The organism is Pseudomonas umsongensis, from assembly GCF_002236105.1.
GTDB lineage: Bacteria > Pseudomonadota > Gammaproteobacteria > Pseudomonadales > Pseudomonadaceae > Aquipseudomonas > Aquipseudomonas umsongensis.
Genome location: NZ_NIWU01000007.1, coordinates 252,992 through 277,581 on the forward strand (window position 1 = coordinate 252,992; position 24,590 = coordinate 277,581).

General features: G+C 59.2%; 21 protein-coding genes, 4 tRNA genes, 1 pseudogene and 1 riboswitch. Of the genes and pseudogenes, 22 read left to right on the forward strand and 4 right to left on the reverse strand.

From position 1 onward, the window contains the following. The first annotated feature begins 42 nt into the window (after window positions 1-42). From PSUM_RS27105 to astE, 13 genes are all read left to right on the forward strand, one after another. Window positions 43-819 (forward strand): ABC transporter substrate-binding protein, encoded by a 777-nt coding sequence (locus tag PSUM_RS27105; RefSeq protein WP_020800770.1) that lies wholly within the window; start codon window positions 43-45, stop codon window positions 817-819. A gap of 92 nt (window positions 820-911) precedes the next feature. Then, window positions 912-1,601, forward strand: coding sequence for an ABC transporter permease (locus PSUM_RS27110; protein ID WP_008058010.1), 690 nt, complete (start codon window positions 912-914; stop codon window positions 1,599-1,601). Beyond that, window positions 1,598-2,296, forward strand: coding sequence for an ABC transporter permease (locus PSUM_RS27115; RefSeq protein WP_020800771.1), 699 nt, complete (start codon window positions 1,598-1,600; stop codon window positions 2,294-2,296). Before PSUM_RS27110 ends, PSUM_RS27115 begins: the two co-directional genes overlap by 4 nt. Window position 2,297: 1 nt before the next feature. Continuing rightward, window positions 2,298-3,410, forward strand: coding sequence for a M14 family metallopeptidase (locus PSUM_RS27120; protein WP_020800772.1), 1,113 nt, complete (start codon window positions 2,298-2,300; stop codon window positions 3,408-3,410). A 27-nt stretch (window positions 3,411-3,437) separates the two neighbouring features. Further along, the gene (locus PSUM_RS27125) at window positions 3,438-4,202 is read left to right on the forward strand and encodes an ABC transporter ATP-binding protein (protein ID WP_007971015.1); all 765 of its coding nucleotides are present in this window, start codon (window positions 3,438-3,440) and stop codon (window positions 4,200-4,202) included. Window positions 4,203-4,405: 203 nt separating this feature from the next. Beyond that, a complete protein-coding gene (gene argR / locus PSUM_RS27130; RefSeq protein ID WP_033043292.1) occupies window positions 4,406-5,386 on the forward strand; it encodes a transcriptional regulator ArgR in 981 nt (326 codons plus the stop codon). 320 nt (window positions 5,387-5,706) lie between these two features. Then, entirely contained in the window at window positions 5,707-6,927 is a 1,221-nt protein-coding gene (locus PSUM_RS27135; protein WP_020800774.1) for an aspartate aminotransferase family protein, read from the forward strand. Window positions 6,928-7,119: 192 nt separating this feature from the next. Beyond that, entirely contained in the window at window positions 7,120-8,139 is a 1,020-nt protein-coding gene (gene aruF / locus PSUM_RS27140; RefSeq protein WP_020800776.1) for an arginine/ornithine succinyltransferase subunit alpha, read from the forward strand. A gap of 74 nt (window positions 8,140-8,213) precedes the next feature. Continuing rightward, complete coding sequence (astA, locus tag PSUM_RS27145) at window positions 8,214-9,239, forward strand: arginine N-succinyltransferase (protein WP_020800777.1); 1,026 nt, start codon at window positions 8,214-8,216, stop codon at window positions 9,237-9,239. Beyond that, window positions 9,236-10,705, forward strand: coding sequence for a succinylglutamate-semialdehyde dehydrogenase (astD, locus tag PSUM_RS27150; RefSeq protein ID WP_169840449.1), 1,470 nt, complete (start codon window positions 9,236-9,238; stop codon window positions 10,703-10,705). Before astA ends, astD begins: the two co-directional genes overlap by 4 nt. Window positions 10,706-10,844: 139 nt before the next feature. Next, window positions 10,845-12,191, forward strand: a complete 1,347-nt coding sequence (gene astB / locus PSUM_RS27155) for an N-succinylarginine dihydrolase (protein WP_020800779.1) — start codon at window positions 10,845-10,847, stop codon at window positions 12,189-12,191. A gap of 62 nt (window positions 12,192-12,253) precedes the next feature. Then, a complete protein-coding gene (locus PSUM_RS27160) occupies window positions 12,254-12,544 on the forward strand; it encodes a hypothetical protein (protein ID WP_008057983.1) in 291 nt (96 codons plus the stop codon). 12 nt (window positions 12,545-12,556) lie between these two features. Continuing rightward, window positions 12,557-13,567 (forward strand): succinylglutamate desuccinylase, encoded by a 1,011-nt coding sequence (gene astE, locus PSUM_RS27165; RefSeq protein ID WP_020800780.1) that lies wholly within the window; start codon window positions 12,557-12,559, stop codon window positions 13,565-13,567. Window positions 13,568-13,694: 127 nt separating this feature from the next. Here the strand turns inward: astE and PSUM_RS27170 are convergent, their stop codons facing one another. Further along, window positions 13,695-14,207 carry a 6,7-dimethyl-8-ribityllumazine synthase gene (locus PSUM_RS27170; protein ID WP_020800781.1) on the reverse strand — a complete coding sequence of 171 codons (513 nt, stop codon included), beginning with the start codon at window positions 14,205-14,207 and terminating at the stop codon, window positions 13,695-13,697. 98 nt (window positions 14,208-14,305) lie between these two features. Further along, window positions 14,306-14,477: riboswitch (FMN riboswitch) on the reverse strand. 196 nt (window positions 14,478-14,673) lie between these two features. Here PSUM_RS27170 and ltaE point away from each other — a divergent pair. The 7 genes from ltaE (at window position 14,674) to PSUM_RS27205 (ending at window position 20,641) form a co-directional block, all read left to right on the forward strand. Beyond that, window positions 14,674-15,678, forward strand: coding sequence for a low-specificity L-threonine aldolase (gene ltaE, locus PSUM_RS27175; protein ID WP_020800782.1), 1,005 nt, complete (start codon window positions 14,674-14,676; stop codon window positions 15,676-15,678). A gap of 146 nt (window positions 15,679-15,824) precedes the next feature. Continuing rightward, window positions 15,825-18,446, forward strand: coding sequence for an alanine--tRNA ligase (gene alaS, locus PSUM_RS27180; protein WP_020800783.1), 2,622 nt, complete (start codon window positions 15,825-15,827; stop codon window positions 18,444-18,446). 91 nt (window positions 18,447-18,537) lie between these two features. Next, on the forward strand, window positions 18,538-19,779 hold the full coding sequence (locus PSUM_RS27185; protein WP_008057978.1) for an aspartate kinase: 1,242 nt from the start codon (window positions 18,538-18,540) through the stop codon (window positions 19,777-19,779). Window positions 19,780-19,967: 188 nt separating this feature from the next. Further along, window positions 19,968-20,156 carry a carbon storage regulator CsrA gene (gene csrA, locus PSUM_RS27190; protein ID WP_002554426.1) on the forward strand — a complete coding sequence of 63 codons (189 nt, stop codon included), beginning with the start codon at window positions 19,968-19,970 and terminating at the stop codon, window positions 20,154-20,156. Between the two features lie 62 nt (window positions 20,157-20,218). Continuing rightward, window positions 20,219-20,309: transfer RNA gene (locus PSUM_RS27195), tRNA-Ser, on the forward strand. Window positions 20,310-20,416: 107 nt separating this feature from the next. Further along, window positions 20,417-20,493: transfer RNA gene (locus PSUM_RS27200), tRNA-Arg, on the forward strand. 71 nt (window positions 20,494-20,564) lie between these two features. After that, window positions 20,565-20,641, forward strand: a tRNA-Arg gene (locus tag PSUM_RS27205). A 20-nt stretch (window positions 20,642-20,661) separates the two neighbouring features. Here the strand turns inward: PSUM_RS27205 and PSUM_RS27210 are convergent. Continuing rightward, window positions 20,662-21,177, reverse strand: coding sequence for a cell envelope protein SmpA (locus PSUM_RS27210; protein WP_083349668.1), 516 nt, complete (start codon window positions 21,175-21,177; stop codon window positions 20,662-20,664). A 321-nt stretch (window positions 21,178-21,498) separates the two neighbouring features. On the opposite strand from PSUM_RS27210, the gene mgtE reads away from it, so the two are divergent. Further along, entirely contained in the window at window positions 21,499-22,941 is a 1,443-nt protein-coding gene (gene mgtE, locus PSUM_RS27215; protein WP_020800785.1) for a magnesium transporter, read from the forward strand. 100 nt (window positions 22,942-23,041) lie between these two features. Here mgtE and PSUM_RS27220 read toward each other — a convergent pair whose 3' ends face one another. Beyond that, complete coding sequence (locus PSUM_RS27220; protein WP_008066583.1) at window positions 23,042-23,368, reverse strand: Arc family DNA-binding protein; 327 nt, start codon at window positions 23,366-23,368, stop codon at window positions 23,042-23,044. 581 nt (window positions 23,369-23,949) lie between these two features. Here PSUM_RS27220 and PSUM_RS27225 point away from each other — a divergent pair. Next, window positions 23,950-24,026 (forward strand) — tRNA-Arg (locus PSUM_RS27225). Between the two features lie 343 nt (window positions 24,027-24,369). On the opposite strand, the pseudogene PSUM_RS31950 reads toward PSUM_RS27225, so the two are convergent. Then, window positions 24,370-24,590: pseudogene (locus PSUM_RS31950) on the reverse strand (hypothetical protein); the annotation flags it as partial.

Sequence of the window (24,590 nt, forward strand, 5' to 3'; positions counted from 1 at the left end):
GCTCACTCTGCCGTTTTAGCCCTTTACCGATGGAGTCCCAAGATGAAGAAACTCGTGCTGCTTGGCGCCCTGGCAATGTCCGCCGTGCTGTCCCTGCCATCCTTCGCCGATGAAAAACCTCTGAAGATCGGTATTGAAGCGGCTTACCCTCCGTTCGCTTCCAAGGCGCCGGACGGCAGCATCGTGGGTTTCGACTACGACATCGGTAACGCCCTGTGCGAAGAGATGAAGGTCAAGTGCGTGTGGGTTGAACAAGAGTTCGACGGTCTGATCCCTGCGCTGAAAGTGCGCAAGATCGACGCGATCCTGTCGTCCATGTCGATCACTGAAGACCGCAAGAAGTCCGTGGACTTCACCAACAAGTACTACAACACCCCGGCGCGCCTGGTCATGAAGGCCGGTACTCAGGTGGGCGACAACCTGGCTGAGCTCAAGGGCAAGAACATCGGCGTGCAACGTGGTTCGATCCACGAGCGTTTCGCCCGTGAAGTGCTGGCCCCGCTGGGTGCCGAAATCAAGCCTTACGGCTCGCAGAACGAAATTTATCTCGACGTGGCCGCCGGCCGCCTCGACGGCACGGTGGCAGACGCTACCCTGTTGAATGACGGCTTCCTGAAAACCGACGCAGGTAAAGGTTTCGCCTTCGTGGGGCCTGCCTTCACTGACGTCAAATACTTCGGCGACGGCGTGGGTATCGCCGTTCGCAAGGGTGACGCGCTGAAAGACAAGATCAACACCGCGATCGCTGCCATTCGCGAGAACGGCAAGTACAAGCAAATCCAGGACAAGTACTTCGATTTCGACATTTACGGTAAGTAAGTACGTCGCAACGACAAGTCCGAAATGGCGCAAGCAACAGGATCTCTGAGGTTTGCGCCATTTTTTCATCCCAACTTTCGAGGACCTGAATCATGTTGAAAGGCTACGGGGCTGTCATCCTCGATGGCGTTTGGCTGACGCTTCAGCTCGCCTTGTCGTCCATGGCCCTGGCCATTGTCCTGGGCCTGATTGGCGTGGCGCTGCGCCTGTCGCCAGTGCGCTGGCTGGCCTGGCTGGGCGACCTGTATTCCACGGTGATTCGCGGCATTCCAGACCTGGTGCTGATCCTGCTGATTTTCTACGGCGGCCAGGACCTGCTCAACCGCGTCGCGCCGATGCTGGGTTATGACGAATACATTGACCTGAACCCCTTGGCCGCCGGTATCGGCACCCTGGGCTTCATCTTTGGTGCATACCTGTCGGAAACCTTCCGTGGTGCGTTCATGGCAATCCCCAAGGGGCAGGCCGAAGCGGGCATGGCCTACGGCATGAGCAGTTTCCAGGTGTTCTTCCGGGTGTTGGTACCGCAGATGATTCGCCTGGCGATTCCCGGTTTCACCAACAACTGGCTGGTGCTGACCAAGGCTACCGCGCTGATTTCGGTGGTGGGCCTGCAAGACATGATGTTCAAGGCCAAGCAGGCGGCAGATGCTACCCGTGAGCCTTTCACCTTCTTCCTCGCAGTGGCGGCGATGTACCTGGTGATCACCAGTGTCTCGTTGCTGGCATTGCGTCACCTCGAGAAGCGCTACTCGGTAGGCGTAAGGGCGGCTGAGCTATGATCTTCGACTACAACGTCATTTGGGAGGCCTTGCCGCTGTACTTCGGCGGCCTGGTGACCACCCTCAAGTTGCTCGCGCTGTCGCTGTTCTTCGGCCTGCTGTGTGCGTTGCCGCTGGGCCTGATGCGCGTCTCGAAAAACGCCGTGGTCAACATGACGGCGTGGCTCTACACCTACGTGATCCGCGGCACGCCGATGCTGGTGCAGCTGTTCTTGATCTATTACGGCCTGGCACAGTTCGAAGCCGTTCGCGAAAGCTTCTTGTGGCCGTGGCTGTCCAGCGCAACGTTCTGCGCGTGCCTGGCGTTCGCGATCAACACCAGCGCCTACACCGCCGAAATCATCGCCGGCAGCCTGCGCGCTACGCCGAACGGCGAGATCGAAGCAGCCAAGGCCATGGGCATGTCGCGGGTCAAGATGTACAAGCGCATCCTGCTGCCGTCGGCCCTGCGCCGTGCGCTGCCGCAGTACAGCAACGAAGTGATCATGATGTTGCAGACCACCAGCCTGGCGTCCATCGTGACCCTGATCGACATTACCGGTGCTGCGCGCACGGTCAACGCCCAGTTCTACCTGCCGTTCGAGGCTTACATCACCGCCGGCGTGTTCTACCTGTGCCTGACCTTCATCCTGGTGAAGTTGTTCAAGATGGCCGAGCGCCGCTGGCTGGGCTACCTGGCCCCGCGGAAGCACTGATATGGAGCGCATCGATCATGCTTTGCCGTGGAGCCACCTCGGTAGCGAACGCCGGATTTCGGTATTCCGCTTCGGTGGTGGCGAGCGCAAGGCTTACATCCAGGCCAGCCTGCACGCCGATGAATTGCCGGGCATGCGCACCGCCTGGGCCCTGAAGAAGCGCCTGGCCGAACTCGAAGCCCAAGGTCTGTTGAACGGTGTGATCGAGTTGGTGCCGGTGGCCAATCCACTGGGCCTCGGCCAGTTGCTTCAGGGCAATCATCAAGGGCGTTTCGAGGCCGGTAGCGGCAAGAATTTCAATCGGGATTTCGTTGAGTTGAGCGCGCCAGTGGCTGCGCAACTTGATGGGCATCTGGGTGACGATCCGCACGCCAATATTCGTTTGATCCGCCAGGCCATGAGTGATCACCTGGCGGCATTGCCTGAGGCGAGCAGTCAGTTGCAAGGCATGCAGCGTGTTCTGCTCAGCCACGCCTGCACCGCCGATGTGGTGCTGGACCTGCATTGCGATGCCGAAGCCGCGCTGCACATGTACGCCTTGCCGCAGCACTGGCCACAGTGGCGCTCGCTGGCGGCGCACCTGGATGTGAAGGTTGGCTTGCTGGCGGAAGATTCCGGCGGCAGCTCCTTCGACGAAGCCTGTTCGCTGCCGTGGCTGCGCCTGTCGCGTCTGTTCCCGGATGCGCAGATTCCGCTGGCGTGCCTGGCGACTACCATTGAATTGGGTGGTCAGGCCGACACCGGTCGCGCGCAATCCGAGGCTCACGCCGAAGGCATCCTGGCGTTCCTCGCCGAGCAAGGCCTGATCAGTGGCGAGTGGCCGAACGCGGCGCACGAACCTTGCGAAGGCCTGCCGTTCGAAGGCACCGAACTGCTGTTCGCCCCGCATCCGGGTGTGGTGAGTTTCCTGCGCAAACCCGGTGAATGGGTTGAGGCGGGCGATGAAATTTTCGAAGTGATCGATCCGCTGGCGGATCGGGTCAGCACGGTGTGTGCTGGTACGTCCGGGGTGCTGTTTGCCATTGAACGGCTGCGTTACGCCCAACCCGGTTTCTGGCTGGCCAAGGTGGCGGGGCGCGAAGCGCTGCGTCACGGGCGCTTGCTCAACGACTGACTGACTGTTTTTGTGAGAACCGACCGCATGTACAAGCTTGAAGTCCAAGACCTGCATAAACGCTATGGCAGTCACGAAGTGCTCAAGGGCGTGTCCCTGAAAGCGGCGGCCGGCGATGTGATCAGCATCATCGGCTCCAGTGGCTCCGGCAAGAGTACCTTCCTGCGCTGCATCAACCTGCTGGAACAGCCGCACGCCGGCAAGATCCTGCTCAACAACGAAGAGCTGAAGCTGGTGGCGAACAAGGACGGCGCGCTGAAGGCCGCCGACCCGAAACAGCTGCAACGCATGCGTTCGCGCCTGTCGATGGTGTTCCAGCATTTCAACCTGTGGTCGCACATGACCGCGCTGGAAAACATCATGGAAGCGCCGGTTCACGTGCTCGGTGTGTCCAAGGCCGAAGCTCGCGAAAAAGCCGAGCACTACCTGAACAAAGTGGGCGTCGCTCATCGTAAAGATGCTTACCCGGGCCATATGTCCGGCGGCGAACAGCAGCGTGTGGCGATCGCCCGTGCGCTGGCGATGGAACCTGAGGTGATGCTGTTCGACGAACCGACTTCGGCCCTCGACCCGGAACTGGTCGGTGACGTGCTGAAGGTCATGCAGGCCCTGGCCCAGGAAGGCCGGACCATGGTCGTGGTGACCCACGAAATGGGCTTCGCCCGTGAAGTGTCGAACCAGCTGGTGTTCCTGCACAAAGGCGTTGTTGAAGAAAGCGGCAACCCGCGTGAGGTGCTGGTCAATCCACAGTCCGAACGTTTGCAACAGTTCCTTTCGGGTAGCCTGAAGTAATCAAGACTCTCGTTGTGCACCTCGTAGGAGCTGCCGAAGGCTGCGATCTTTTGATGTTGATTGTTCACGTCAAAAGATCGCAGCCTCGTTTCACTCGACAGCTCCTACAGGGGATCTGTGCGGGCTTTTGAGATTTGTGTTCATTTACGGGCTAGCATTGGCCCATGCCTTCATCACTGTTCTTCGCTTCGGATCGCTCGCCCATGACTGCCCATCGAATAGGTTTCCTGATATGGCCCAGCACAAAAGCACTGACGCTGGCGCTGGCTGAGGAGGCCTTGCGGGTTGCCCAGCGTGTGCATCCCGACGTGGTTTATGAGCTGTCGTTCCTGCAGGCCGAACCGCAGGGCGAAGGTCAGTGGCAATTGCCCGGTGAACCCTGGGCCGGCAAGCTCGAAAACTTCCAGAAACTGTTCCTGCTCGCCGATGAGCCGCCGACCAGTCTCGCGCCGGCCCTGAGCAGTGCGCTCAAGCAGTTGGTGCGTGCCGGTTGTGTGATCGGCGGGCTGTCGGCCGGTGTTTATCCGTTGGCGCAACTGGGCTTGCTCGACGGCTACCGCGCTGCGGTGCACTGGCGCTGGCAGGACGACTTCGCCGAACGTTTTCCGAAAGTCATCGCCACCAGTCATCTGTTCGATTGGGATCGCGATCGTCTGACCGCCTGTGGCGGCATGTCGGTGCTCGACTTGCTGTTGGCGGTACTGGCTCGCGATCACGGCGCCGAACTGGCCGGCGCGGTGTCGGAAGAATTGGTGGTCGAGCGTATTCGCGAAGGCGGTGAGCGCCAACGCATCCCATTGCAGAACCGCCTGGGCTCCAGTCATCCAAAGCTCACCCAGGCGGTGCTGCTGATGGAAGCGAACATTGAAGAGCCGCTGACCACAGACGAAATCGCCCAGCATGTGTGCGTGTCCCGTCGACAACTGGAACGGATCTTCAAGCAATACCTCAACCGCGTGCCGAGCCAGTACTACCTGGAACTTCGCCTGAACAAGGCGCGGCAGATGTTGATGCAAACCAGCAAGTCGATCATCCAGATCGGCCTGTCCTGTGGTTTCTCTTCGGGCCCGCACTTCTCCAGCGCCTACCGCAATTTCTTCGGCGCCACGCCGCGCGAAGATCGTAACCAGCGGCGCAGCAGCAGCCCGTTCGAATTGTCGTCGGTTCCGTCGGAACGCGGCTAATCCCAGCGCCCGTGCGCCATCCCTTGTAGGAGCTGCCGCAGGCTGCGATCTTTTGATCTTGAAACCAAAATCAAAAGATCGCAGCCTGCGGCAGCTCCTACAGGGGCATCGGTTTCCCGCAGAACTGCCTATAAACGCACGCGACAGTTTAAACTGCGCCTTTGCGACCCTATATGTCGCATTGCCGTAAACCACGGGAAAACCGGGGTTTGCGCTATAAGAAGTTGTCGCTTGGCGGCAAGGCCGGGCTGAAAACTGTCCTTACAATCCTCACCAAGCTCGCCAGTTTCAGGCGAGTGTATTCTCTTCAGGAGACTCCGATGTCCGTTGAGCACGCTGCGGTAGAACGCGCCGATTTCGATCAGGTAATGGTTCCCAACTATGCGCCAGCCGCCTTCATTCCCGTGCGTGGCGCCGGTTCCCGCGTTTGGGACCAGTCCGGTCGCGAGCTGGTCGACTTCGCCGGCGGGATCGCCGTCAACGTATTGGGCCACGCACATCCGGCGCTGGTCGGTGCCTTGACCGAGCAGGCCAACAAGCTGTGGCACGTGTCCAACGTGTTCACCAATGAGCCGGCCCTGCGCCTGGCCCATAAGCTGGTCGATGCCACCTTTGCCGAGCGTGCTTTCTTCTGCAACTCTGGCGCCGAAGCCAACGAAGCGGCCTTCAAGCTGGCCCGTCGTGTCGGTTTCGACCGCTTCGGCAGCGAGAAGTACGAGATCATCGCCGCGCTCAACAGCTTCCACGGCCGTACCCTGTTCACCGTGAACGTCGGTGGCCAGTCGAAGTACTCCGATGGCTTCGGTCCGAAAATCACCGGTATCACCCATGTGCCGTACAACGACCTGGCCGCGCTGAAAGCTGCCATTTCCGACAAGACCTGCGCCGTGGTACTGGAGCCGATCCAGGGTGAGAGCGGTGTGATCCCGGCGGAACTCGAATACCTGCAAGGTGCCCGCGAACTCTGCACCGCGCACAACGCGCTGTTGATCTTCGACGAAGTGCAAACCGGCATGGGCCGTACCGGCCATCTGTTTGCCTATCAGCATTACGGCGTGATTCCGGACATCCTGACCAGCGCCAAGAGCCTGGGCGGCGGTTTCCCGATCGCGGCAATGCTGACCACCGAAGACCTGGCCAAGCATCTGGTTGTCGGCACCCACGGCACCACCTACGGCGGCAACCCGCTGGCGTGCGCAGTCGCCGAAGCCGTGATCGATGTGATCAACACACCCCAAGTGCTGGCCGGCGTCAATGCCAAGCACGACAAGTTCAAGGCACGCCTTGAGCAGATCGGCGAGAAGTACGGTCTGTTCACCCAGGTTCGTGGCCTGGGGCTGTTGATCGGTTGCGTACTGAGCGATGCCTGGAAAGGCAAGGCCAAGGACATTTTCAACGCCGCTGAAAAAGAAGGCCTGATGGTGCTGCAAGCCGGCCCGGACGTGGTGCGTTTCGCGCCAAGCCTGGTGGTCGAAGACGCGGACATCGACGAAGGTCTGGACCGTTTCGAACGTGCCGCGGCAAAACTGACGCAAGCCTGATAGATCCTTCGACGCCTGCAAGTCAGGCGTCGAACCCAATTTTTATGCCGGGCCCGTTTTTTATGTGGGAGCGAGCCTGCTCGCGAAGGTGTTTCAGTCGACATCAATGTTGCTGACATACCTTCGCGAGCAGGCTCGCTCCCACAAGGGTCCGGCTTATTTTCCTCAAGAGTATGAGAAAGGAGTGACACCATGCTGGTGATGCGCCCCGCGCAAATGGCTGATCTGGGCGAGGTACAGCGTCTGGCTGCGGACAGCCCGATTGGTGTCACTTCCTTGCCGGATGACGTTGAACGCCTGAGCGACAAGATCGCCGCGAGCGAAGCCTCGTTCGCTGCCGAAGTCAGCTTCAACGGTGAAGAGAGCTATTTCTTCGTGCTTGAAGACACGGCCACCGGCAAGTTGGTGGGCTGTTCGGCGATTGTCGCCTCGGCGGGTTATTCCGAGCCGTTCTACAGTTTCCGTAATGAAACCTTCGTGCACGCCTCCCGCGAGCTGAAGATTCATAACAAGATCCACGTGCTCTCGCAGTGCCACGACCTCACGGGCAACAGCCTGTTGACCAGTTTCTACGTGCAGCGTGAGCTGGTGGGTTCACCGTGGGCCGAGCTCAACTCACGTGGCCGCTTGCTGTTCGTGGCCAGCCACCCGGAGCGCTTCGCCGATTCAGTGGTGACCGAGATTGTCGGCTACAGCGACGAAAATGGCGATTCGCCGTTCTGGGATGCCATCGGCCGCAACTTCTTCGATCTCAACTACGCCGAAGCCGAACGTCTGTGCGGCCTGAAGAGCCGGACCTTCCTCGCCGAACTGATGCCGCACTACCCGATCTACGTCCCGTTGCTGCCGGACTCTGCTCAGGAAGCCATGGGCCAGGTGCACCCTAGGGCGCAGATCACCTTCGACATCCTGATGCGCGAAGGCTTCGAAACCGATCACTACATCGACATCTTCGATGGCGGCCCGACCTTGCATGCCCGTGTCTCGGGGATCCGTTCGATCGCCCAGAGCCGTGTGGTGCCGGTGAAAATCGGTGAGCCGGTCAAGGGTGCCGGTCGACAATACCTGGTGGCCAATGCCCAGTTGCAGGATTACCGCGCAATCATGCTCGAGCTCGATTACGCGCCGGGTAAGCCCGTGACCCTGGATCTGGAAGCGGCCGAAACCCTGGGTGTCGGTGAAGGTGCGAGCGTGCGCCTGGTGGCGGTTTAACGCCTGCTTGAAAAAAATGCCTGAAAAGCAGCGAGTTTCACGGGTGGCGCAAGCGGCCCGTTTGAGGAGATAGCATGATCGTTCGTCCCGTACGCAGCAGCGATTTACCCGCTCTGATCGACCTGGCCCGCAGCACCGGCACCGGCCTGACCACCTTGCCGGCCAACGAAGAGCGTCTGGCCCACCGGGTCGGTTGGGCCGAGAAGACCTTCCGTGGCGAAGCCGGGCGAGCCGATGCGGACTACCTGTTCGTGCTCGAAGACGACAATGGCCGCGTGGTGGGCATTTCCGCCATCGCTGGCGCCGTGGGCCTGCGTGAGCCCTGGTACAACTTCCGGGTCGGCCTGACGGTCAGTGCTTCGCAAGAGCTGAACATCTACCGTGAAATCCCGACGCTGTTCCTGGCCAACGACCTGACCGGCAATTCCGAGCTGTGCTCGCTGTTCCTGCATGCCGATTACCGCAGTGGCCTCAATGGCCGCATGCTGTCCAAGGCGCGGATGCTGTTCATCGCCGAGTTCCCGCAACTGTTTGGCAACAAGATCATTGCCGAGATGCGCGGGGTTTCCGATGAAGCCGGGCGTTCACCGTTCTGGGAAAGCCTGGGTCGGCACTTCTTCAAGATGGAATTCAGTCAGGCTGACTATCTGACCGGCGTGGGCAACAAGGCCTTCATTGCCGAGCTGATGCCGAAGTTTCCGCTGTACACCTGCTTCCTGTCGCCCGATGCGCGTAACGTGATTGGCCAGGTGCACCCGGACACCGAGCCGGCGCTGGCCATGCTCAAGAGCGAAGGTTTCAGCTACCAGGGCTACGTCGACATTTTCGACGCGGGCCCGGCCATCGAGTGCGAAACCGGCAAGATCCGCGCCGTGCGCGACAGCCAGGCGCTGGTGCTGGCTATCGGCACGCCGGGTGACGACGCCACGCCGTTCATCATTCACAACCGCAAGCGCGAAGACTGCCGCATCACTGCCGCTCCGGCACGTCTGGCCGCCGGCACGCTGGTGGTCGACCCGCTGACCGCCAAACGTCTTCAACTCAACGCAGGCGATCAAGTGCGCGCCGTGGCGTTGTCTGCTGCTCGGGAGTCGAAATAATGAAATCGCTATACATCGCAGGTGAATGGCTGGCAGGTCAGGGCGAAGCCTTTGAGTCGCTGAACCCGGTGACCCAGCAAGTCCTTTGGTCTGGCAACGGTGCCACCGCGGATCAGGTCGAATCGGCGGTACAGGCTGCGCGTCAGGCGTTCCCGGGCTGGGCCCGTCGCCCCCTGCAAGAACGTATTTCGGTGTTGGAAGCCTTTGCCGCAGCGCTGAAAAATCACGCGGACGAACTGGCGCATGCCATCGGTGAGGAAACCGGCAAGCCCCTGTGGGAAGCCGCCACCGAAGTCACCAGCATGGTCAACAAGATTGCGATCTCGGTGCAGAGCTACCGTGAGCGCACTGGCGAGAAGAGCGGCCCGCTGGGCGACGCCACCGCCGTGCTGCGCCACAAACCGCACGGTGTGGTGGCGGTGTTCGGGCCCTACAATTTCCCTGGGCACTTGCCGAACGGGCACATCGTGCCGGCCTTGCTGGCCGGTAACTGTGTGCTGTTCAAGCCAAGTGAGCTGACGCCGAAAGTCGCCGAACTGACGGTCAAGTGCTGGATCGAGGCCGGTTTGCCGGCGGGCGTGCTGAACCTGCTGCAGGGCGCTCGCGAAACCGGTATCGCCCTGGCGGCGAACCCGGGCATCGACGGCCTGTTCTTCACGGGTTCCAGCCGTACCGGCAATCACCTGCACCAGCAATTTGCCGGTCGTCCGGACAAGATCCTTGCCCTGGAGATGGGGGGTAACAATCCGCTGTTGGTGGATCAGGTCGCCGATCTCGATGCCGCTGTCTACACCATTATCCAGTCGGCGTTCATCTCCGCCGGCCAGCGCTGCACCTGTGCCCGCCGCTTGCTGGTGCCGCAGGGCGCCTGGGGCGACACATTGCTGGCGCGCCTGGTGGCGGTCAGCTCGACGATTGAAGTCGGCGCGTTCGATCAGCAACCGGCGCCTTTCATGGGCTCGGTGATTTCCCTCGGCGCGGCTAAAGCGTTGATGGATGCCCAGGAGCATTTGCTGGCCAACGGCGCCGTGGCGCTGCTGGAAATGACTCAGCCGCAAGCGCAGTCCGCCTTGCTGACCCCGGGCATTCTGGACGTCACGGCAGTCGCTGAGCGCCCGGACGAAGAGCTGTTCGGCCCGTTGCTGCAAGTGATCCGCTACGCTGATTTTGAAGCGGCGATCGTTGAAGCCAACGACACCGAATACGGCCTGGCCGCCGGGCTGTTGTCGGATTCCGAAGCGCGCTACCAGCAGTTCTGGCTGGAAAGCCGCGCCGGTATCGTCAACTGGAACAAGCAATTGACCGGCGCGGCCAGCAGCGCGCCATTCGGTGGCGTCGGCGCCTCGGGCAACCACCGCGCCAGCGCCTACTATGCGGCGGATTACTGCGCATACCCGGTGGCCTCACTGGAAACCCCGAGCCTGGTGTTGCCGGCGGCCCTCACGCCTGGCGTGAAAATGGCGTGATGCCATTCGCGAGCAGGCTCGCTCCCACATTGGAATGTATGTCCCTGTGGGAGCGAGCCTGCTCGCGAAGGTCGCCACGCGGTCTTACTCAATTGTTACCAGAAGCCTATAACAAACAGATTCTCGTGGAGCCTCGCTGATGAAATCCTATGAAGTCAATTTTGACGGTCTAGTGGGGCCGACCCATAACTACGGCGGCCTGTCCTACGGTAACGTCGCGTCCCAGAGCAACAGCCAGCAGTCTTCCAATCCGAAGGAAGCGGCGCTGCAAGGCCTGGCGAAGATGAAAGCGCTGATGGACATGGGCTTTCAACAGGGCGTGCTGGCGCCACAGGAACGTCCGGACGTGGCTGCCCTGCGTCGCCTCGGTTTCAGTGGCACCGACGCTCAAGTCATCGAGCGCGCCGCCAAGGAAGCCATGCCATTGCTGGTCGCCAGCTGCTCGGCTTCAAGCATGTGGGTGGCCAACGCGGCCACCGTCAGCCCGAGCGCCGACACCGCGGATGGCCGCGTGCATTTCACCGCCGCCAACCTCAACTGCAAGTACCACCGCAGCATCGAGCACCCAACCACCAGTCGCGTGTTGGGCGCCATGTTCGCCGACCAGAAGCACTTCGCCCACCACGCCGCGCTGCCGGCCGTGGCGCAGTTCGGTGACGAAGGCGCAGCCAACCACACGCGTTTCTGCCGTGAATACGGCGAAGCCGGTGTCGAATTCTTCGTGTTCGGTCGCAGTGCTTTCGACACCCGCTACCCGGCACCGCAGAAATACCCGGCGCGCCAGACTCTCGAAGCGTCGCAGGCAGTCGCTCGCCTGCACGGCCTGAGCGATGACGGCGTGGTCTACGCCCAGCAGAACCCGTCGGTGATCGACCAGGGCGTGTTCCACAATGACGTGATCGCGGTCGGTAACGGTGAAGTGCTGTTCTATCACGAGGACGCTTTCCTCGAGACCGAGAAAATGCTCGCCGAACTGCAGAGCAAACTCGCCAAGGTCGGTGGGAAATTTCAATCGATCTGTGTACCGCGTTCCGCGGTAACCGTCGAAGACGCGGTGCGTTCCTACCTGTTCAATAGCCAGTTGCTGTCGCGTCCTGACGGTTCCATGCTGTTGATCGTGCCGGAAGAATGCCGTGGCAACGAGCGCGTATGGCAATACCTGCAGGGTTTGACCAGCTCCGGCGGCCAGATCAGCGAAGTGAAAGTCTTCGATCTCAAGCAGAGCATGCAGAACGGCGGTGGGCCTGCCTGCCTGAGGTTGCGTGTTGCGCTCAACGAAACCGAGCTGGCGGCCGTCAACCCAGGCGTTATCATGACGGCACCGTTGTACGGCACCCTGACCGAATGGGTCGAGAAGCACTACCGCGACCGCATGACCGAAAACGATCTGGCGGACCCGCAATTGCTGCTCGAGTGCCGGACGGCACTGGATGAACTGACGCAAATCCTTAAACTGGGCGCGGTTTATCCATTCCAGATCAATTGATCGGCGGCGCGTTGTCATGCACGACGGCGCGCCGCTTCATCTCCACTGAGAGCGTAAAAGACATGAGCGACAAACTGCAGCTGATCCTTGAAGACACCGACGGCACGCAACTGGAAACGTCCTGCACCCGCGTCGCGGTCATGTGGCAAGGCAAAGAGCTGTGGATCCAGCACGATGGTCGTGGCCAATTGCTGATCGGCGTGGACGTCGAAGAAGGCGATGCTGAATACGCCAACCTGCTGTTGCGCCCATTGGCGACTAATCTGGTAAGTCTGCAACTGGAGATGGAACCGGCTGACCTCGGCGACGACGAGGAACACGTTCACGGCCCGGATTGCAATCACGACCATTAAGGAAACCGCTCTATGCTCGCCCTCGGCAAACTGCTTGAACTGACCCTCGCCGGCCGCGAACCGGCGGAGAAGACTCAACTGACTGTCGAAGGCGTGCGCATGCGCTGGTTGAGCGAAGGTGCGCTGGAAGTGCGACCGCCGCAAGCCCGTGATAATGGCCTGGACCTGCTTTTATCGGCCGGTATCCACGGCAACGAAACAGCGCCGATCGAACTGCTCGATCGCCTGTTGCATGACATCGCCCGCGGCGACCTGAAGCCGCGTGCCCGCATTCTGTTCCTGTTCGGTAACCCTGAAGCCATTCGCAAGGGCGAGCGTTTCGTCGAGCAGGACGTCAATCGGCTGTTCAATGGCCGTCACGAACAAAGCAGTGGCTCCGAAGCGCTGCGCGCCTGTGAGCTGGAGCGTCTGGCGGCCAGTTTCTTCAGCCTGCCGGATCGTCAGCGACTGCACTATGATTTGCACACGGCGATTCGCGGCTCGAAAATCGAACAGTTCGCCTTGTACCCCTGGAAGGAAGATCGCCAGCATTCACGCCAGGAACTGGCCCGGCTTCGCGCCGCAGGCATGGAGGCGGTGCTGTTGCAGAACAAGCCGTCCATCGTCTTCAGTTCCTATACCTACGACAAGCTCGGAGCCGAGTCCTTTACCCTCGAACTGGGCAAGGCGCGACCGTTCGGGCAGAACGACGGGGTGAACGTTTCCTTGCTGGAAAACCGTCTCAAACAGATCATCGAAGGCACCGAGCCGGAGTTGGCGGAAGAGGCGTTGGACGGTTTGCAGCTGTTCAGCGTGGCACGGGAAATCATCAAGCACAGCGACAACTTCCGCCTGAACCTGCCAGTGGATATCGAGAACTTTTCGGAGCTGGAAGTGGGTTACTTGCTGGCGGAAGACATCGCCAATACCCGCTGGATCATCGAGGAGGAGGGCGCCCGGATCATCTTCCCGAACCCCAAGGTGAAGAATGGCCTGCGTGCCGGCATCCTGATCGTGCCGACCACCGACGAAAACCTCGCCTAAGGACAACACAAAACCACTGTGGGAGCGAGCCTGCTCGCGATTTATCCGAGAGCGCCGCGGGGAGCCAGACTTCCCGCGTAATCGTTGACGACCATCGCGAGCAGGCTCGCTCCCACAGGTTCAGTGTTTAGACAGCTACGGCGCGCGGTTCAGTGCGACGCAGGCTACGGATCTTCATCAGCGTATCCGCGCACGTCTTCGCTGCTTCCTGACCCTTATGCACGAAATGCTCGAAGAAGAACTTATGATGCAGTTCTTCACCCGCATGAAAGTGGTGCGGGGTCAGCGATACCGAGAATACTGGCACTTCCGTTTCCAGTTGCACCTGCATCAGGCCGCTGACGACCGACTGGGCGACGAACTCGTGACGGTAGATCCCGCCGTCAACCACCAGGGCTGCCGCGACGATGCCGGCATAACGGCCGGTCTTGGCCAGCAACTTGGCGTGCAGGGGCATTTCAAAGGCGCCGCCGACTTCGAAGAAGTCGATGTCGGACTCCTGATAACCCTGGGCAATCATTTCAGCGACGAAGCCTTTACGGCTCTGGTCGACAATGTCCTTGTGCCAGCAGGCCTGGATGAACGCAACGCGTTCGCCATGGTGGTGTTTGCTTTTGCTGTCGATTGCGGTGGGTTGCATGTTCTGATTCCTGTTTGTGTGAAAAACAGGGCTTATGAATCGAATGGGATTTAAGGGTACGCACACTCGCATGAGTGCGGACGGCCCTTTGGCGCCAATCCCGTTCTCTCTTCATCCGGACTATGACCGTCGGCCCCGGGATCACACCGGGTCTGCTGACCTTGTCGCCATGCACGGCAAAGGCCGTGTCTGTCACCAAGCGCTCGCGGGCTATGCGTGTTGCACGCAATTACCGCCGGTGGGGAGTTGCACCCCGCCCTGAGAACGTTTTGCCGCCAGATTGTTAGGCGGCGAAGCTTTTTTATCACATATTTCTCATCTGTGCATGGCTGCTATCCGATGATTGTTATCGACTTTTTCGTCGAAACAGCAAGTCGATTGCTGCCCAAGGGTTGAATATTGGTGGGTATGGCCGCAGTACTTCCCGTCTGAAAGGGATTTCCCCCTGCTAACCGAGGCCAGATTCATGAGCGTTATCGATCTTCGCAGCGACACCGTCACCCAACCCACCCCTGGCATGCTCGAGGCGATGGCCACCGCCGTCACCGGTGACGACGTGTATGGCGAAGACCCGACGGTCAATCGACTGGAAGCCGAGCTGGCAAATCGCCTGGGTTTTGCTGCCGCACTGTTTGTCCCGACGGGCACCATGAGCAACCTGCTGGGCTTGATGGCCCATTGCGAGCGCGGTGACGAATACATCGTCGGCCAGCAGGCTCACACCTATAAGTACGAAGGTGGCGGGGCGGCGGTACTTGGCTCGATCCAGCCACAGCCGCTGGAAGTGCAGGCCGATGGCTCGCTGGACCTTGCGCAGGTCGCGGCAGCGATCAAGCCGGACGACTTCCATTTTGCCCGCACCCGTTTGCTGGCGCTGGAAAATACCATGCAGGGCAAGGTCCTGCCCCTCGAATACCTGGCACGGGCGCGCAGCTTTACCCGCGAACACGGGTTGCAACTGCATCTGGACGGTGCGCGGCTCTACAACGCGGCGGTCAAGCTGGGTGTCGATGCGCGGGAAATCACCCGGCATTTCGATTCCGTCTCGGTGTGCCTGTCAAAAGGCCTGGGCGCACCGGTGGGTTCGGTGTTGTGCGGTTCGGCAGAGCTGATCGGCAAGGCACGGCGCCTGCGCAAGATGGTCGGCGGCGGCATGCGCCAGGCCGGGATCCTGGCGGCGGCGGGCCTGTACGCGCTGGACCACAACGTCCAGCGCCTGGCCGACGACCACGCCAACGCCCAATTGCTGGCGCAAGGCCTGCGTGCAGCAGGTTTCGAGGTCGAGCCGGTGCAGACCAACATGGTTTACGTCGCCATGGGCGACAGGGCCGAAGCACTCAAGTCATTCGCCGCCGAGCGCGGGATCAAGCTCAGTGCTGCCGCTCGTCTGCGCATGGTCACGCACATGGACGTCAGCGCTACGCAAATCGAGCAGGTCGTCGCGACATTCGTCGACTTTTCCAGTAAGTGATAGCGTTAGCGCTCCAATTGACCGTTTCTATCGTATAAACACGCTGTACCCCGCGCGCAGGGCCGATATAATGCGGCCCTTTGCCGTCGCTTCGTCTGTTGACGTTTCGAACAGGCCTTTGGCCGCAGCCTCCGTGGAAGAACCTAATGAAAAGCGCAGAAATCCGTGAAGCCTTCCTTCGCTTCTTCGAAGAGCAAGGCCACACCCGTGTAGCCTCCAGCTCTTTGATTCCGGGCAACGACCCAACCCTGCTGTTCACCAACGCGGGGATGAACCAGTTCAAGGACTGCTTCCTGGGCCAGGAAAAGCGCGCGTACACCCGCGCCGTCAGTAGCCAGAAATGCGTGCGCGCCGGCGGCAAGCACAACGATCTGGAAAACGTCGGTTATACCGCTCGTCACCACACCTTCTTCGAAATGCTGGGTAACTTCAGCTTCGGTGACTACTTCAAGCGTGACGCCATCACTTACGCCTGGAACTTCCTGACTTCCGACAAATGGCTGAACCTGCCGAAGGAAAAGCTCTGGGTCACTGTCTACGCCAGCGATGACGAGGCGTATGACATCTGGACCAAGGAAATCGGGGTTCCGGCCGAGCGCATGGTTCGCATCGGCGACAACAAGGGCGCGCCTTACGCCTCCGACAACTTCTGGACCATGGGCGATACCGGCCCGTGCGGCCCTTGCACCGAGATTTTCTACGATCACGGCGCCGACATCTGGGGTGGCCCACCGGGCTCGCCGGAAGAAGACGGCGACCGCTACATCGAAATCTGGAACAACGTGTTCATGCAGTTCAACCGCACCGCCGACGGCGTGTTGCACCCGCTGCCAGCGCCGTCGGTGGACACCGGCATGGGCCTGGAGCGGATCAGTGCCGTGCTGCAGCATGTTCACTCGAACTATGAAATCGACCTGTTCCAGAGCCTGCTGAGCGCTTCGGCCAAGGCCATCGGTTGCACCAACGATGCCCAGGCTTCGCTGAAAGTCGTGGCTGACCACATTCGTTCCTGCGGCTTCCTGATCGCCGACGGCGTGCTGCCGTCCAACGAAGGCCGCGGTTATGTGCTGCGCCGCATCATTCGCCGCGCTTGCCGTCATGGCAACAAACTGGGCGCCAAGGGCAGCTTCTTCTACCAGATCGTCGCGGCCCTGGTCGCCGAGATGGGCGAAGCTTTCCCTGAATTGAAATCCCAGCAGTCGCATATCGAGCGCGTGCTCAAGGCCGAAGAAGAACAATTCGCCAAGACCCTGGAACAGGGCCTGAAGATCCTCGAGCAGGACCTGGCCGAATTGAAGGGCGACGTGGTGCCAGGCGACGTAGTGTTCAAACTCTACGACACCTACGGTTTCCCGATGGACCTGACTGGCGACATCGCTCGCGAGCGCAACCTGACCATCGACGAAGCAGGCTTCGAGCGCGAGATGGAAGCCCAGCGCGTCCGTGCCCGTTCGGCCAGCTCCTTCGGCATGGACTACAACAGCCTGGTCAAGGTCGATGTGGACACCGAGTTCACCGGCTACACCGCCCACAGCGGTTCGGCAAAAATCGTTGCTCTCTATAAAGACGGGCAATCGGTCGACGTGTTGAATGAAGGCGACGAGGGCGTGGTTATTCTGAACCAGACGCCGTTCTACGCCGAATCCGGCGGGCAGATCGGTGATTGCGGCTTCCTCCAGGCTGGCGCTGCACGTTTCGACGTGCGCGACACCACCAAGACCGGCGGCGCGTTCCTGCACCACGGTGTGCTGGACTCGGGTAGCCTGATCGTCGGTGCTCCGGTCGAGACTCACGTCGATGCCGAAGTGCGTCACGCGACGTCGCTGAACCACTCGGCGACTCACTTGCTGCACGCCGCATTGCGTCAGGTGCTGGGCGATCACGTTCAGCAGAAAGGCTCGTTGGTCGACAGTCAGCGCCTGCGCTTCGACTTCAGCCACTTCGAAGCCATCAAGCCTGAGCAGCTCAAAGCGCTGGAAGACATCGTCAACGCCGAGATTCGCAAGAACTCCGAAGTTGAAACCGAAGAAACCGATATCGAAACCGCCAAGCAGAAAGGCGCCATGGCGCTGTTCGGCGAGAAATACGGCGACAACGTGCGCGTGCTGAGCATGGGCGATTTCTCCGTCGAGCTGTGCGGTGGTATCCACGCCAACCGTACCGGCGACATCGGCCTGCTGAAAATCATCAGCGAAGGCGGTGTGGCTGCTGGCGTGCGCCGTATCGAAGCAGTGACAGGCGCTGCGGCACTGGCTTACCTGAACGCTGCGGAAGAGCAACTCAAGGAAGCGGCCAGCCTGGTCAAGGGCAGCCGCGACAACCTGATCGACAAGCTGTCGGCTGTGCTGGAGCGCAACCGTCTGCTGGAGAAGCAACTCGAGCAGTTGCAAGCCAAGGCCGCCAGTGCGGCGGGTGACGACCTGTCGGCGCAAGCCTTGGACGTCAAGGGCGTGAAAGTGCTGGCCGTGCGTCTGGACGGGCAGGATGGCAAGGCGCTGCTGGCGCTGGTCGATCAACTGAAAAACAAACTCGGCCGCGCAGTGATCCTGCTCGGCAGTGTCCATGAGGAAAAGGTCGTTCTGGTTGCAGGCGTAACCAAAGACCTGACTGGCCAACTCAAAGCCGGTGATTTGATGAAACAGGCCGCTGCGGCAGTGGGCGGGAAGGGCGGTGGTCGTCCAGACATGGCGCAAGGCGGTGGTACCGACGCTGGCGCCCTGGATGCGGCACTGGCGCTGACCGTACCGTTTGTAGAGCAGGGTTTATAAGGCAGTGTCTGCGGTCCGCAGTCTAGTGGCGGGCCGCAACGCTGTTTGAGTGTTTATTTGGGCGCCCTTCATGGGCAGAGGCGGCTTTGAAATGGCTTTGATCGTACAGAAATTTGGAGGCACCTCGGTCGGCACCGTCGAGAGAATCGAGCAGGTTGCCGACAAGGTTAAGAAATTCCGTGATGCCGGCGATGACCTGGTGGTTGTGCTGTCTGCAATGAGCGGCGAAACCAACCGTCTGATCGATCTGGCCAAGCAAATCAGTGGCGGCGATCAACCGGTTCCTCGCGAGCTGGACGTGATCGTCTCCACCGGTGAGCAGGTGACGATTGCCCTGTTGGCCATGGCGTTGATGAAGCGCGGTGTACCAGCGGTGTCCTACACCGGCAACCAGGTACGGATCCTGACGGATAGCGCACACAACAAAGCGCGTATCCTGCAGATCGACGACCAGAAGATTCGTGGTGACCTTAAGGCCGGTCGCGTGGTGGTTGTCGCCGGTTTCCAGGGCGTCGACGAGCACGGCAATATCACCACCCTCGGTCGTGGCGGTTCCGACACCACCGGCGTGGCCCTGGCAGCGGCCCTGAAGGCTGACGAATGCCAGATCTACACCGACGTCGATGGCGTCTACACCACAGACCCGCGCGTGGTGTCCGTGGCCCAGCGCCTGGACAAGATCACCTTCGAAGAGATGCTGGAAATGGCCAGCCTCGGTTCCAAGGTTCTGCAGATCCGCGCGGTGGAATTCGCCGGCAAGTACAACGTCCCGCTGCGCGTATTGCACAGCTTCAAGGAGGGTCCGGGCACCCTCATTACTATTGATGAAGAGGAAACCATGGAACAGCCGATCATTTCCGGTATCGCTTTCAACCGCGATGAAGCCAAGCTGACCATCCGTGGCGTGCCAGACATCCCAGGCGTTGCCTTCAAGATTCTCGGCCCTATCAGCGCCGCGAACATCGAAGTCGACATGATCGTGCAGAACGTCGCGCACGATAACACCACCGACTTTACCTTCACCGTGCACCGCAACGACTACCAGGCGGCGCAAACCGTGCTGGAGAAAACCGCTGGCGAGCTGGGTGCACGTGAAGTCATCGGCGACACCAAGATCGCCAAGGTGTCGATCGTCGGCGTTGGCATGCGCTCCCACGCAGGCGTCGCCAGCCGCATGTTCGAAGCGCTGGCCAAGGAAACCATCAACATCCAGATGATCTCGACTTCGGAAATCAAGGTTTCCGTGGTGATCGAAGAGAAGTACCTGGAACTGGCTGTGCGCGCCTTGCACACGGCTTTCGAACTGGACGCACCGGTCCGCCAGGGCGAGTGATGCGTTTGCCAGAGGGCGCGGTCTGACCGCGCCCTTTGTTTTTTTGCACGGCGCGACCCCAATGCTGTTCTTTTGCTCGCGCTGGTCAATACTCAGGCATGTAGGCCTTCGACCACTTTGGTTGTAGGTCGAGTGCCTTTTTTTTGCAGACTGTTGTCCCTGAAAATGTAATGCGTGAGGAGAAAGGTATGCTGATTCTGACTCGTCGGTGCGCAGAAAGCCTGATTATTGGTGATGGCGAAATCACCGTGACCGTGCTCGGCGTCAAAGGAAATCAAGTGCGCATCGGTGTCAACGCCCCGAAAGAGGTTGCGGTCCACCGTGAGGAAATTTACCTGCGTATAAAGAAAGAGAAGGACGAAGAACCAAGCCATTAATTTTTATCGTTTTTTATGTTTGCAAACGGGGAAAAGGTTGGTTAAGATACGCCCCGTGTTGCGGAGAGCTGGCCGAGTGGCCGAAGGCGCTCCCCTGCTAAGGGAGTACACCTCAAAAGGGTGTCGGGGGTTCGAATCCCCCGTTCTCCGCCATTATTTGCGTAGTACGTTGTAATCTGGCTTCTTCGGTAAGTTGTTGAAATTACTAGAAAAAGTGCTTGACATAGAGATTAGACGGCCTATAATGCGCGGCAACAAATGCACTCGTAGCTCAGCTGGATAGAGTACTCGGCTACGAACCGAGCGGTCACAGGTTCGAATCCTGTCGAGTGCACCATTTAAGAGTTGTTTGCAGTGATGTGAATAACTTGGCTTCAACCAGTTGTGATCTGGTCTAAAAACACAAATGCACTCGTAGCTCAGCTGGATAGAGTACTCGGCTACGAACCGAGCGGTCACAGGTTCGAATCCTGTCGAGTGCACCATACAAACAAAAAGCCCGCCTTTAAAGCGGGCTTTTTGCCGTCTGGGATTTGGCTTTTCCCTTCGTACATCCTCTTTCGTCGAACTCGATGCTGGCGCTGCGACCTCGCTTGGCTTGGTAGTGGTAGCGGGTGCTTGAGTTTCGAATGCTGATCTTGTCTGGCTTGCCCAGAGCGCTTTCGACATCCTTTTGGGTCATGCCGGCGATCACGCGCTGATTGATGATTGCTTCGCGGCGCTCGCTGGCGCTGATCAGGTTTGCACATTTGTCTACTGCCCGACCGACAACCAACGGATCGCGGTGATCGATTTTCAGGTTCGATGTTTGCCGCTGCTGTTGCGGCGCAAGTGGGATATTCGTGCCAGGCCGGTAAGGGTTCACCTTCTGGTAGGAAAGGCTTTCGTCGATGGCGCAGCTCATCGTGGTAAAGGTGATGCGCCCGTCAGGCGCCTCGCAGCGGTTAATCGTTGCGCCAGGTGCGTCGAGCGGCAGGTAGAGCAGGGTGGCGAGCCCCAGGCTGGATAATCTCGATGGCATTGCGCGTCCTCCGTGACGGCTACCGATCAAGGCTAGCGCCTGCATTTTCCATCGCTAGTGTGTTTTCTTTTCGAGATGAGTCGTCGCACTTTCAAGTGTCAGGCGCGCACTCAGGATTGTTTCGCAAGCGCTTGTTTCAGCCGCGATTTTTTAACGTTTTAAGCCGTCAGTCGGTGTATGATTGCGCCCGTCAGCCCCGCCGGGGCTTTTGGATTACCTCCATGGACTTACCCAGTAGTTACTCAATACCCCGATTTTCCAATCATGAATTGACTGATTGATCCTTCCGGCGCACCCCGCTGCTGGGAGTGGAGTTCGCCTATGTCTGAAGTAGAAGTAAAGAAAACGCAGGAAAGCTTGCAGGACCGTCTGGCTCAAGTTGTTGAGCTGTTGCAGCGTCAGCGAGTAGTTGAAGACCTGACTCATCGCCAGGAAGGTCCGAATCAGGATCGCGTCGAAAACCTGGTTCACCGGCAAAATCTCGTTGAGCTGCAACGCAAGCTCGATGACCTGCACTCCGCCGACGTCGCCTATATTCTTGAAGCCCTGCCACTGGATGACCGCCTGACACTCTGGCAGTTGGTCAAGGCTGATCGCGACGGCGACATCCTGCTCGAAGTATCCGATTCGGTTCGTGAAACCCTGATCGCCGACATGGACGATCACGAGCTCCTGGCTGCGGCCAAGGACATGGATGCCGACGAACTGGCCGACCTGGCCTCCGAGCTGCCTCGAGATGTCGTCCATGAGCTGATGGAGACCCTCGATGCCCAGCAGCGCGAGCGTGTGCGCTCGGCGTTGTCCTATGACGAGGACCAGGTCGGTGCGTTGATGGACTTCGAGATGGTCACCATCCGTGAGGATGTCAGTCTCGAAGTGGTCCTGCGCTACCTGCGACGCCTGAAGGAGCTGCCAGGCCATACCGACAAATTGTTCGTGGTTGACTACGACGGCGTGCTCAAGGGTGTGCTGCCGATCAAGCGCCTGCTGGTCAACGATCCGGATAAGCAGGTTTCCGAGGTCATGGCCAGCGATCCGGTGAGTTTCCATCCGGATGAAGAAGCCTACGATGCTGCCCAGGCGTTTGAGCGTTACGACTTGATTTCGGCCCCCGTCGTTGACAAGAACGGCAAATTGATCGGCCGTCTGACCATTGATGAAATGGTCGACCTGATTCGTGAGGAGAGCGAAAACGAAGTTCTCAACATGGCAGGTCTGCGTGAAGAAGAGGATATTTTCGCGTCGGTCTGGAAGTCCCTGCGTAACCGTTGGGCCTGGCTGGCAGTGAACCTGATTACCGCATTTGTGGCTTCCCGGGTAATTGGCCTGTTCGAAGGCTCCATCGAGAAGCTGGTGGCGCTGGCTGCATTGATGCCGATCGTTGCGGGTATCGGAGGTAACTCCGGCAACCAGACCATCACCATGATCGTTCGGGCCATGGCGCTGGACCAGGTGAGTACAGGTAACACTTCGCGTCTGATGCGCAAGGAGTTGGCGGTTGCCTTGATCAATGGCGTGATTTGGGGGGGAGTCATTGGCGTAGTTGCCTACCTGCTTTATGGCAGCTGGTCGCTCGGCGTGGTAATGACCGCTGCCATGACCCTCAATCTGTTGCTGGCGGCGTTGATGGGGGTCTTGATCCCGATGACGCTGGCGCGACTTGGGCGTGATCCTGCCATGGGGGCGAGTGTGATGATTACCGCCATGACCGATAGTGGTGGTTTCTTTATCTTCCTGGGGCTGGCAACGATTTTCCTACTCTGAGGTGCTTGTTCCAAAGCCCGCCCTACGGCGGGCTTTTTTTTGCCAAATTTCAGGCAAAAAAAAGCCAGCGATCAGGCTGGCTCGAACTTGCGGGGATGAATCAGGAGGCGTCTGCAGTCATTTCGGCATCATGGGCGATCAGTGAAACAAGCGCATTTTGCTGGCGGTGAGAGAGTTGGCGGAAGCGCTGAAGCAATTCGCGCTCGTGCAATGACAGCTCCGGGCTGTCCAGCCGCATGCTCAGCTCTTCGCCCAGTGCGCCTTCCTGAATGAGACTCTGCTCCAGGCGCGCAATGATCTCGGAGTTCATGCTGCGGTGATGATTGCGAGCCACCTCGGCAATGCGTTCACGCATTCCGTCTGGCAGACGTACGACGAACTTGTCAGCCGTACGGCTGGAATAAATTGCCTGTTTCAATGGGCGCATATATTTAACCGGTTAGTTCAGGGGAGCGGTTCTCGGGATTGGCCGCAGGATGTCAGATAGGACAAGCGCTCTGGCCAAATGTTCAACCTGAATTGGTAGAGGCACGCATCATGCCTCAAAATCGCCAGTTCATTGGCGTCAATTCTGTGACAAATATTGAGCTGGCTAAAGGCGTTATGCCAGCACCAATTGTCAGAAATGCGGACTGGTTTTGAAAAAAACACCGGGTCCGTGTCTCTGGCCGCGTCCTTTGCCCCCGTAACTCCTAAAAAAGCCGAGGGGCATCCCATGCGGATTCGATCACTGTTCCTTATCTGTACAGGATAGTGGCAAATGGCCGATTTACTAGTGTTAGTCGTATGATGAGATTCATTTGGGATGGGTGGCAGGTCGATTTTCCCTGGGGTGGGCTTCGTTGGCGGCGCGGGCACTGGTTCGCTTCTGCTTCGCTCGTTAAAACTTCAAGCCCTTGCGTGACATCTGCCTACACTTAAAAAGCCTACGCATGACATGACAAAGGCAGGTTCGCCCGTTAACATGCTCGCCGTCTATCGCTACGCGTCTCTTCGCGGGCATCTTGTGTCTCAGTAGCTCAATTGGATAGAGCATCCCCCTCCTAAGGGGAAGGTTGGCAGTTCGAACCTGCCCTGGGACACCATTCAATCAAGTCTTCAGCTGTTCATAATTCCCGCTCCAGGCCTTTATGGGTTCACGGCGGATGCAAATGGATTGCTCGAGGCATAAAAAGGCCCTGCTCAGATGCGTATCTGGCAGGGCTTTTTCATTTATGTGGCAAGCACCTGGGCATCCTTTCCGGTTTGGGCTCTTCTATATAGAGGAAGAGGCGACTATTTCTGCATCAAGTACCTTTTTGCCAGGAAACCAAATCAATGCTTGACGGCAGATTCTGGAAGCCTATAATTCGCCCCACTTCCGGCGCAGTCGAAACGGAAAACTCCTTGGTAAACAATGAGTTACGCAGTTTTCGGCAGCGGGTTGCTTCAGTTCATCGAAGTGCCAAGGACGTTGAAAAAGAGGTGTTGACAGCAGCGTGTAACGCTGTAGAATTCGCCTCCCGCTGATGAGAGATCTGAGGCGCAAGTGGTTGAAGTTGTTAAGGATTCCTTGAAAACTTCTGAAAAATACCACTTGACAGCAAATGAGGCTGCTGTAGAATGCGCGCCTCGGTTGAGACGAAAGATCTTAACCAACCGCTCTTTAA

Coding starts and splice junctions, on each gene's coding strand:
- PSUM_RS27115 (WP_020800771.1), top strand. CDS start 1,598: ATGATCTTCGACTACAACGTCATTTGGGAGGCCTTGCCGCTGTACTTC.
- PSUM_RS27220 (WP_008066583.1), bottom strand. CDS start 23,368: ATGCGCCCATTGAAACAGGCAATTTATTCCAGCCGTACGGCTGACAAG.
- PSUM_RS27105 (WP_020800770.1), top strand. CDS start 43: ATGAAGAAACTCGTGCTGCTTGGCGCCCTGGCAATGTCCGCCGTGCTG.
- PSUM_RS27135 (WP_020800774.1), top strand. CDS start 5,707: ATGTCCGTTGAGCACGCTGCGGTAGAACGCGCCGATTTCGATCAGGTA.
- PSUM_RS27160 (WP_008057983.1), top strand. CDS start 12,254: ATGAGCGACAAACTGCAGCTGATCCTTGAAGACACCGACGGCACGCAA.
- aruF (WP_020800776.1), top strand. CDS start 7,120: ATGCTGGTGATGCGCCCCGCGCAAATGGCTGATCTGGGCGAGGTACAG.
- ltaE (WP_020800782.1), top strand. CDS start 14,674: ATGAGCGTTATCGATCTTCGCAGCGACACCGTCACCCAACCCACCCCT.
- argR (WP_033043292.1), top strand. CDS start 4,406: ATGACTGCCCATCGAATAGGTTTCCTGATATGGCCCAGCACAAAAGCA.
- mgtE (WP_020800785.1), top strand. CDS start 21,499: ATGTCTGAAGTAGAAGTAAAGAAAACGCAGGAAAGCTTGCAGGACCGT.
- PSUM_RS27120 (WP_020800772.1), top strand. CDS start 2,298: ATGGAGCGCATCGATCATGCTTTGCCGTGGAGCCACCTCGGTAGCGAA.
- astB (WP_020800779.1), top strand. CDS start 10,845: ATGAAATCCTATGAAGTCAATTTTGACGGTCTAGTGGGGCCGACCCAT.
- alaS (WP_020800783.1), top strand. CDS start 15,825: ATGAAAAGCGCAGAAATCCGTGAAGCCTTCCTTCGCTTCTTCGAAGAG.
- astE (WP_020800780.1), top strand. CDS start 12,557: ATGCTCGCCCTCGGCAAACTGCTTGAACTGACCCTCGCCGGCCGCGAA.
- astA (WP_020800777.1), top strand. CDS start 8,214: ATGATCGTTCGTCCCGTACGCAGCAGCGATTTACCCGCTCTGATCGAC.
- PSUM_RS27110 (WP_008058010.1), top strand. CDS start 912: ATGTTGAAAGGCTACGGGGCTGTCATCCTCGATGGCGTTTGGCTGACG.
- csrA (WP_002554426.1), top strand. CDS start 19,968: ATGCTGATTCTGACTCGTCGGTGCGCAGAAAGCCTGATTATTGGTGAT.
- PSUM_RS27170 (WP_020800781.1), bottom strand. CDS start 14,207: ATGCAACCCACCGCAATCGACAGCAAAAGCAAACACCACCATGGCGAA.
- PSUM_RS27185 (WP_008057978.1), top strand. CDS start 18,538: ATGGCTTTGATCGTACAGAAATTTGGAGGCACCTCGGTCGGCACCGTC.
- PSUM_RS27210 (WP_083349668.1), bottom strand. CDS start 21,177: ATGCCATCGAGATTATCCAGCCTGGGGCTCGCCACCCTGCTCTACCTG.
- PSUM_RS27125 (WP_007971015.1), top strand. CDS start 3,438: ATGTACAAGCTTGAAGTCCAAGACCTGCATAAACGCTATGGCAGTCAC.